Raw genomic sequence first — 6,333 nt, forward strand, 5'->3', positions numbered from 1 at the left:
GGGCCCTCCTTCGTCCCGAACCGCCCCGACACCACCTCCACGTCCTGCGCCGGATAGGGACGCCGCCCCAGGATCGCCGCGTGGCCCGTGTACGGATGGGTTTCAAGGCCCTCCGAAAGAGCAGCAACCTCACAAGGCAACGCCCGCAGACGCCCCACTCGCCACACCCCCAAGCCGCCCGATTAGTCGCCCTCCGGCCGCGTAAGCCGATACCCCCGGGGGGTCACGAGCCAGGGGCCCAGGCGGCGGGTGGAGCGGTTGCCCACGAGGACCACGCTCATCATGTCCACGGCGCACCCGGGGAGCTCGCCCAGGTTGGTGCGGTGCACTTCCTGGCCAGGGCGCAGGGCGTGACGCACGACACCGGCGGGGGTGTCGGCCGGGCGGTGGAGGGCGAGGATGGCGCAGGCCTCCTCCAGGTGGCGCACCCGTTTGCGGCTCCTGGGGTTGTAAAGAGCTACGACGAAGTCGGCGGACGCCGCGGCCTGGAGCCGCGCCCGGATGGCCTCCCAGGGGGTGAGGAGGTCCGAGAGGCTGACGACGGCGAAGTCGGTCATGAGGGGCGCCCCGAGGAGGCTCGCGGCGGCCTGCACGGCGGAGACCCCGGGCACGATCTCCACGGGCACGGTGCCCTCGGGGTCCCGCTCGGCCAGGAGCTCCAGGGCGAGGCCGGCCATCCCGTACACCCCCGCGTCCCCGGTGCTCACCACGGCGACGGTGCGCCCGGCCAGGGCGCGCTCCACCGCCTCCCGGCACCGGTCCACCTCGCGGGTCATGCCGGTGGAGACCACCTCCCGGCCCCCCACCAGGTCACCCAGGAGCGCGATGTAGGGGGTGTACCCCACGATGACGTCCGAGGCTTCGAGGACCTCGAGGGCCCGCAGGGTCATGTGCTGGCGGCCCCCCGGGCCGATGCCGACGAGGAAGAGCATGGAGGATCCTCGGGTGTCGAAGGCGTGAGAGTGAGGCGTGAAAGGTGAAACGTGAGAGCCCACAGCCGAGGGCATCCAACCCATAGGTCCCACGGGTCCCATGGGTCCCATGGGTCCCATGGGTCCCATAGGTCCCATGGGTCCCACCGACTGTCAGAGAAACGCCGACACCCCCTCCCCGGCTCCCGCTCCCTCCCAGGGGCCCAGCGCTGCAGCCAGGGTCCAGGTCGGGCCCTTGACCTTGGGCAGCACCAGCCGGCCGCCCCGTGATGCGGCAAGGGCCGCGGCCTCGGCGACGCTCGGCGTGCCCACAGCCCGGGCGACCCGGGTGGAGGGGTTGGGGACCGGTACGGCGGCCAGGGCCTCTGGCGGGAGGGTGACGTAGGGCACCCCCAGGGCCCGGGCGAGCTCCCGCAGGGCGGGCTCCCGGGCCTTGGCGTTTACGCTCGCCACCTGCCGCACCGCTCCCGCGGCGAGCCCGGCGCGCTCAAGGGCCCGCCGCGCGCCTTCCAGGACCTGCCGCGGGTCGGCGCCCTCCCGACACCCCGCCCCCAGGGTGAGGCAGGGGGGGCGAAGGGTGAGGGCCGCGCCCAGGGTGGGGAGGAGCCGGTGGGTGACGGCCAGGAGGACCACGGACGCCTCCCGGGCCTCGGCCTCGTCCCCCGTGACGAGGCCGAGGAAGGGCTCGAGCTCTTCCAGGAGCGCCGGGTCCCCCAGGGCCGGGTCCAGGTAGGCGGCCACGGGGTCCCCGTTGGCCCAGGCCGCGTTGACCCGAATCACCCCCGCCCGGTCCTCGAGCCGAAGCCCCCGGTCTCGCGCCCAGACCTCGGCGGCGGGGGCACCGGCGGCGTCGGTGGCGGTGGTGAGGACCGGGACGGCCCCCAGCCGTCGGCCCACTTCCCGGGCCAGGGCGTTCGCCCCCCCCAGGTGGCCGGAGAGCAGGGGCACGGCAAACCTCCCCTCGGGGTCGAGGACCACCACCGCGGGGTCGACGGCCTTGTCCCGGAGAAGCGGCGCCACCGCCCTGACCGCGATGCCGGCCGCCATGACGAGGAAGAACCCCCCGGCCCCGGGCCAGAGCCGGGCGAGCAGGGCCGAGGCCGGCTCGGAGAGGGGCTGCACCCCGTCGCCGGCGAAGCGCTCGGGGGCGACGGCCGCGGCGCCGGGGATGGCCGCGGCCAGGCGCCGAGCGACCCGCACGCCGGAGCGGGTGAGGGCCACCGCGTAGAGGGGCCCCCCGGGAAGCGTCTCGTGGAGCCTCTGGGTCATCCCTCGCCCCGGCGGTAGCCGTGGGAAAAGGCGGGGTCGTAGAGCTTGGTGCGCTCGAAGTCCCGCCACCCGGTGAGCCGCGGCCGCAGGGCTTCGCCCACGAGGATCATGGCCTGGCGGCGGATGGCCGCGGCGGCCACCTTCTCCGCGATGTCCCCGAGGGTGCCCCACACCGCCCGTTCGTCGGGCCAGGAGGCGCGGCAGACCACCGCGATGGGCGTGTCCTGCGGGAGCCCGCCGTCCCGGCAGGCCCGCACCACCTCCGCGATCCGGTCCACGCTGAGGAAGACGCACAGGGTGGCACCCGTAGCGGCCAGGCGCTCCAGGCTCTCCCCCTCGGGCACGGGGGTGCGGCCGGCCAGGCGGGTGAAGATCACGGTCTGGGTGGCGCCGGGCAGGGTGAGCTGGGTGCCCAGGGCGGCAGCGGCGGCAAAGGCCGAGCTGACCCCCGGGATCACCCGGCACGGGACGCCGGCGGCCTCCAGGGGATCGATCTGCTCCTGGATGGCGCCGTAGAGGGCCGGGTCGCCGGTGTGGAGGCGCACCACGCGCTTGCCGGCATGGGCGGCGGCCAGGCACAGGGCGGTGGTCTGAGCGAGGTCCAGGCCCGCCGTGTCGTGGATCTGCGCCTGGGGCGACGCCCAGGCGAGCACCGCGGGGTTCACGAGGCTTCCGGCGTAGAGGATCACGTCCGCCGCCGCCACGGCGTCGCGCCCGCGCACCGTGATGAGCTCCGGATCCCCGGGGCCCGCCCCCGCGAAGACCACCTCGCCGGGGCGCACGGCTTCTTGCCCTGCGCGCGGTGCGGGCCTCACGTGCCACGCTCCGCTGCCCGGACGAATCGAAGCAGGCTCACCGGGTTCAGGGGCTCCAGGCGCAGCCGCCCGGCCACGGGCCGGGACCGGGCGCAGGACACCTGGGTTACGTCGGGTTCGAGGCCGCGGGCGCGGGCCCAGCCCACGGTTTCCCCCAGGGTGTCCAGGAGCACCGCGGCCGTCACCAGGGTGCCCCCGGAGCGCAGGCGCCCAAACGCGGCGTCCAGGAGCTCCCCCAGGCGCCCCCCGCTCCCCCCCAGGAAGACCGCGTCCGGGTCCGGCAGGCCCGAGAGCGCCCCCGGGGCCTCGCCGTGTACCGGCACGAGGCCCGCGGTCCGGAACCGGCGGCGGTTCTCCCGGACGTGGGCGATGCCCTCCGCTGACTTCTCCACGGCGTAGGCCCGCAGGCCCGGGGCGAGGAGGCAGGCCTCCACCGCCACCGAGCCCGAGCCGGCCCCCACGTCCCAGAAGACCCCGGCACGGGGGAGCCGCAGAAGGCCCAGGGCCACGGCCCGCACCTCGGCCTTGGTGAGGAGCCCCCGGGAGTGGGCGAAGCCTTCGTCGGGCAGACCGGGCCCGAGGGGCCGGGGGTCGTCGCCCGGGCCGAGCAGCACGACCACGTTGAGGTCCGAGCCCGACCACGCGAGAAACCCCTCGCAGGGGCCCCGGGTGACGCGCTCGGTGGGCAGGCCCAGGTCCTCGGCCACCACCATCTCCCGGCCGCCCCAGCCCGCCTCCTCCAGAAAGCGGGCGATGCGGGCCGGGGTGTTGCGGGAGTCGGTGAAGACGCCCACCCGCCGGGCGCCCAGAACGGGTGCGAGCTCCTCCAGGGGGCGCCCGTGGAGGCTCGCGAACCGGGCCCCGCTCCAGGGCTCCCCGGCCCGGGCAAAGGCCAGCTGCATGGAGGAAACGGCCGGCCAGACCCGGACCTCCCCCGGGGGCAGGCGGCGCAGCACCGTGGCCGCGAAGCCGAAGAAGCCCGGGTCCCCGGACGCCAGGACGGCGGCCTGCAGCTCGGGGTCGGCCGCCAGGCGGCCCGCCAGGGCCGCGAGACGGCCTTCGCCTTCCAGGGACCAGCGCTCGCCCCCGAACTCGGGCGCCAGGGCCAGGTGGCGGGGGACGCCCGCCAGGAGCGCCGCCCCCAAGGCGGCGCTCCTGGCCTCGGGCGGAAGCTCCCGGGCCCCCGGGGAGATGCCGATCACGTGGACGCGGGGGCCGCGCGCAGCCGTCACGCCGGAGCCCCGCCGCGGGCCAGCAGCGCCTTGTCGTACCCGAAGAGGACGGCCGCCACCGGAACCGAACGCCCCCCCCCCTGTGCGATCCGCTCGGACGCGCGCCGGGCCACCCTGCGGGCCAGCGCCTCGAAGACCCCCCGGTCTCCGGTCTCGAGGAGCCGGTGGAACACCTCCCGGGCCGTGTTGGCCCCCAGGGCAGCCTCGGCGTCGGGCCCCGGGAACCCCGCCTCCCGGAGGAGGTCCCGGAGGAGGCCCCGGTCCAGGGCCGAGTCCTTCACGTGGGTCTCGAAGGAGCCACCGGCCACCTTGCAGAACTTGGCGAACTGCCCGGCCAGCACCACCGCGAGCCCTCGGGAGGCCGCGGCGTCGAGGGAGTACCCCACGTGGTCGCCCATGAGGACGAAGCTCTCGGGCGGGAGCTCGGGGAAGAGGGCCTGGGCTGCGCTCTCGCTGGAGCGGCCGTGGGAGAGGACGACGAAGGGGACGCCCGCGGCGCGGGCTACGTCGAGGGCGGCGTCCACGGTGGCGCGCCAGGCGTCGGCGGAGAGCGGGATGACGATGCCCGTGGTTCCGAGGATGGAGAGGCCCCCCAGGATGCCCAGGCGGGCGTTGAGGGTGCGGCCGGCGATCTCCTCTCCCCGGGGTACGCTCACCACCACCCGCAGGGTGCCCTGGGCCGGGACCTCGGCTTCCGCCAGGGCATCGGCCACCGCACCCCGGATCATCTCCCGGGGAACCGGGTTGATGGCCGCTTCCCCTACGGGCAGGGCGAGGCCCGGCTTGGTGACGCGGCCCACGCCGGGGCCGGCTTCCACGAAGATCTCCAGCGGGGCAACGCCGGCCGCTGCGGGCGCAGAGCCTTCCCGGGACACCGAAGCCCGGATCTCCACCCCGTCCGTCACGTCCGGGTCGTCGCCCGCGTCCTTCACGACCCCGCACTCGGCGCTACGGCCCGTTCGGGTGCACCCCACGAGGTCAAAGTCCCAGCCGGCCGCATGGGGCGCGCCCCAGGGCAGGCGCAGGGAGACAGAGGTGGGGGCGGGGGACCGGCCCAGGAGCAGGAGGGTCGCCCCCTTGGCTGCCGCCGCGGCGCAGGCGCCCGTGGTAAAGCCGGTCCGGAGACGGCGCTTGGCAGCCATCGCGTTCAGACTTCCCCGGCGGCCGCCTTGAAGAGCGCGTTCACACAGGCGGCCGCCACGTTGCTCCCCCCCTTGTTCCCGCGGCAGGAGACCCAGGGGATGTCGGTGCGGGCCATGAGGGCCTCCTTGGACTCGGCAGCGCCCACGAACCCCACCACCACCCCGACCACCAGGGCGGGCCGGGCCTTTCCCTCGTCCACGAGCTCCAGGAGCCGGAAGAGGGCCGTGGGGGCGTTGCCGAAGGCGAAGACGGCGCCGGGGTGCTCCCGGGCGGCCCGCTCCACCGCCGCGATGGACCGGGTGATGCCGCGCCGGCGGGCCTCCTCGGCCACCTCGGGGTCGCCGATCCGGCAGTGCACCGTTACGCCGAAGCGCCCTGCGCGCAGGCGGCTCACCCCCGAGCGCACCATCTCCACGTCGGTCACGACCGGGCTGCCCCCGGCCAGGGCCCGCGCCCCCGCCTCCAGGGCCCCGGGGCTCCAGACCAGGAGCCCGGCAAAAGAAGGATCTCCGGTGGCGTGGACCACCCGCTGCACCAGGGCGGCCTGGGCCGGGGTGAACGGGGAGAGGTCCACGAGCCCGGCGATGATCTCGAAGCTCTTCTTTTCGATCTCCTCGGGCCGCAGGTCGTACCCCCAGGGGCCGATCACGTCAGCCCTCCGCCGGCCAGAGCCTCCCGGGCGCGCTCGGCGGCCGCCTGGGCGAGCTTGGGGTGGCCGCCCAGCACCTGCCCCAGGCAAAAGGTCACCCCGGGGTGGCGGAGCCGCAGTTGTTCGAGCTCGTGGGGGATGTCGTCGCGCACGTGGGCTCCCGGAAAGAGGAAGAAGGGCACGATCACCCCGGTCCGGGCCCCGGCCGCGGCGCCCCGGTCCGCCGCCGCGGCGAGGCCGGGTTGCGCCATCTGCAAGAAGGCCACCTCCACCCGGGTCTCCCCGAGGAGCGC

7 protein-coding genes are annotated in these 6,333 nt (G+C 75.7%); all 7 read right to left on the reverse strand.

All coding sequences use genetic code 11. The annotated features are described in order from the left end of the window. Positions 1 to 182: 182 nt before the first annotated feature. Entirely contained in the window at positions 183 to 932 is a 750-nt protein-coding gene (gene cobJ, locus AB1578_07660) for a precorrin-3B C(17)-methyltransferase (GenBank protein ID MEW6487775.1), read from the reverse strand. Positions 933 to 1,085: 153 nt separating this feature from the next. Continuing rightward, positions 1,086 to 2,201, reverse strand: a complete 1,116-nt coding sequence (locus AB1578_07665; protein MEW6487776.1) for a cobalamin biosynthesis protein — start codon at positions 2,199 to 2,201, stop codon at positions 1,086 to 1,088. Then, entirely contained in the window at positions 2,198 to 3,016 is an 819-nt protein-coding gene (cobM, locus tag AB1578_07670; protein ID MEW6487777.1) for a precorrin-4 C(11)-methyltransferase, read from the reverse strand. Before cobM ends, AB1578_07665 begins: the two co-directional genes overlap by 4 nt. Continuing rightward, positions 3,013 to 4,248: a precorrin-6y C5,15-methyltransferase (decarboxylating) subunit CbiE gene (gene cbiE / locus AB1578_07675; protein MEW6487778.1), complete on the reverse strand. Its 1,236-nt coding sequence runs from the start codon at positions 4,246 to 4,248 to the stop codon at positions 3,013 to 3,015. The genes cobM and cbiE overlap by 4 nt, the downstream gene beginning before the upstream one ends. Further along, positions 4,245 to 5,390 carry a cobalt-precorrin-5B (C(1))-methyltransferase CbiD gene (cbiD, locus tag AB1578_07680; GenBank protein ID MEW6487779.1) on the reverse strand — a complete coding sequence of 382 codons (1,146 nt, stop codon included), beginning with the start codon at positions 5,388 to 5,390 and terminating at the stop codon, positions 4,245 to 4,247. Before cbiD ends, cbiE begins: the two co-directional genes overlap by 4 nt. Before the next feature lie 5 nt (positions 5,391 to 5,395). Next, on the reverse strand, positions 5,396 to 6,040 hold the full coding sequence (locus AB1578_07685; protein ID MEW6487780.1) for a precorrin-8X methylmutase: 645 nt from the start codon (positions 6,038 to 6,040) through the stop codon (positions 5,396 to 5,398). After that, positions 6,037 to 6,333: CbiX/SirB N-terminal domain-containing protein (locus AB1578_07690; protein MEW6487781.1), on the reverse strand; the 297-nt coding region annotated here is incomplete at its 5' end. The genes AB1578_07690 and AB1578_07685, both read right to left, overlap by 4 nt.

The organism is Thermodesulfobacteriota bacterium (assembly GCA_040756475.1).
Classification (GTDB): Bacteria; Desulfobacterota; Deferrisomatia; order Deferrisomatales; family JACRMM01; genus JBFLZB01.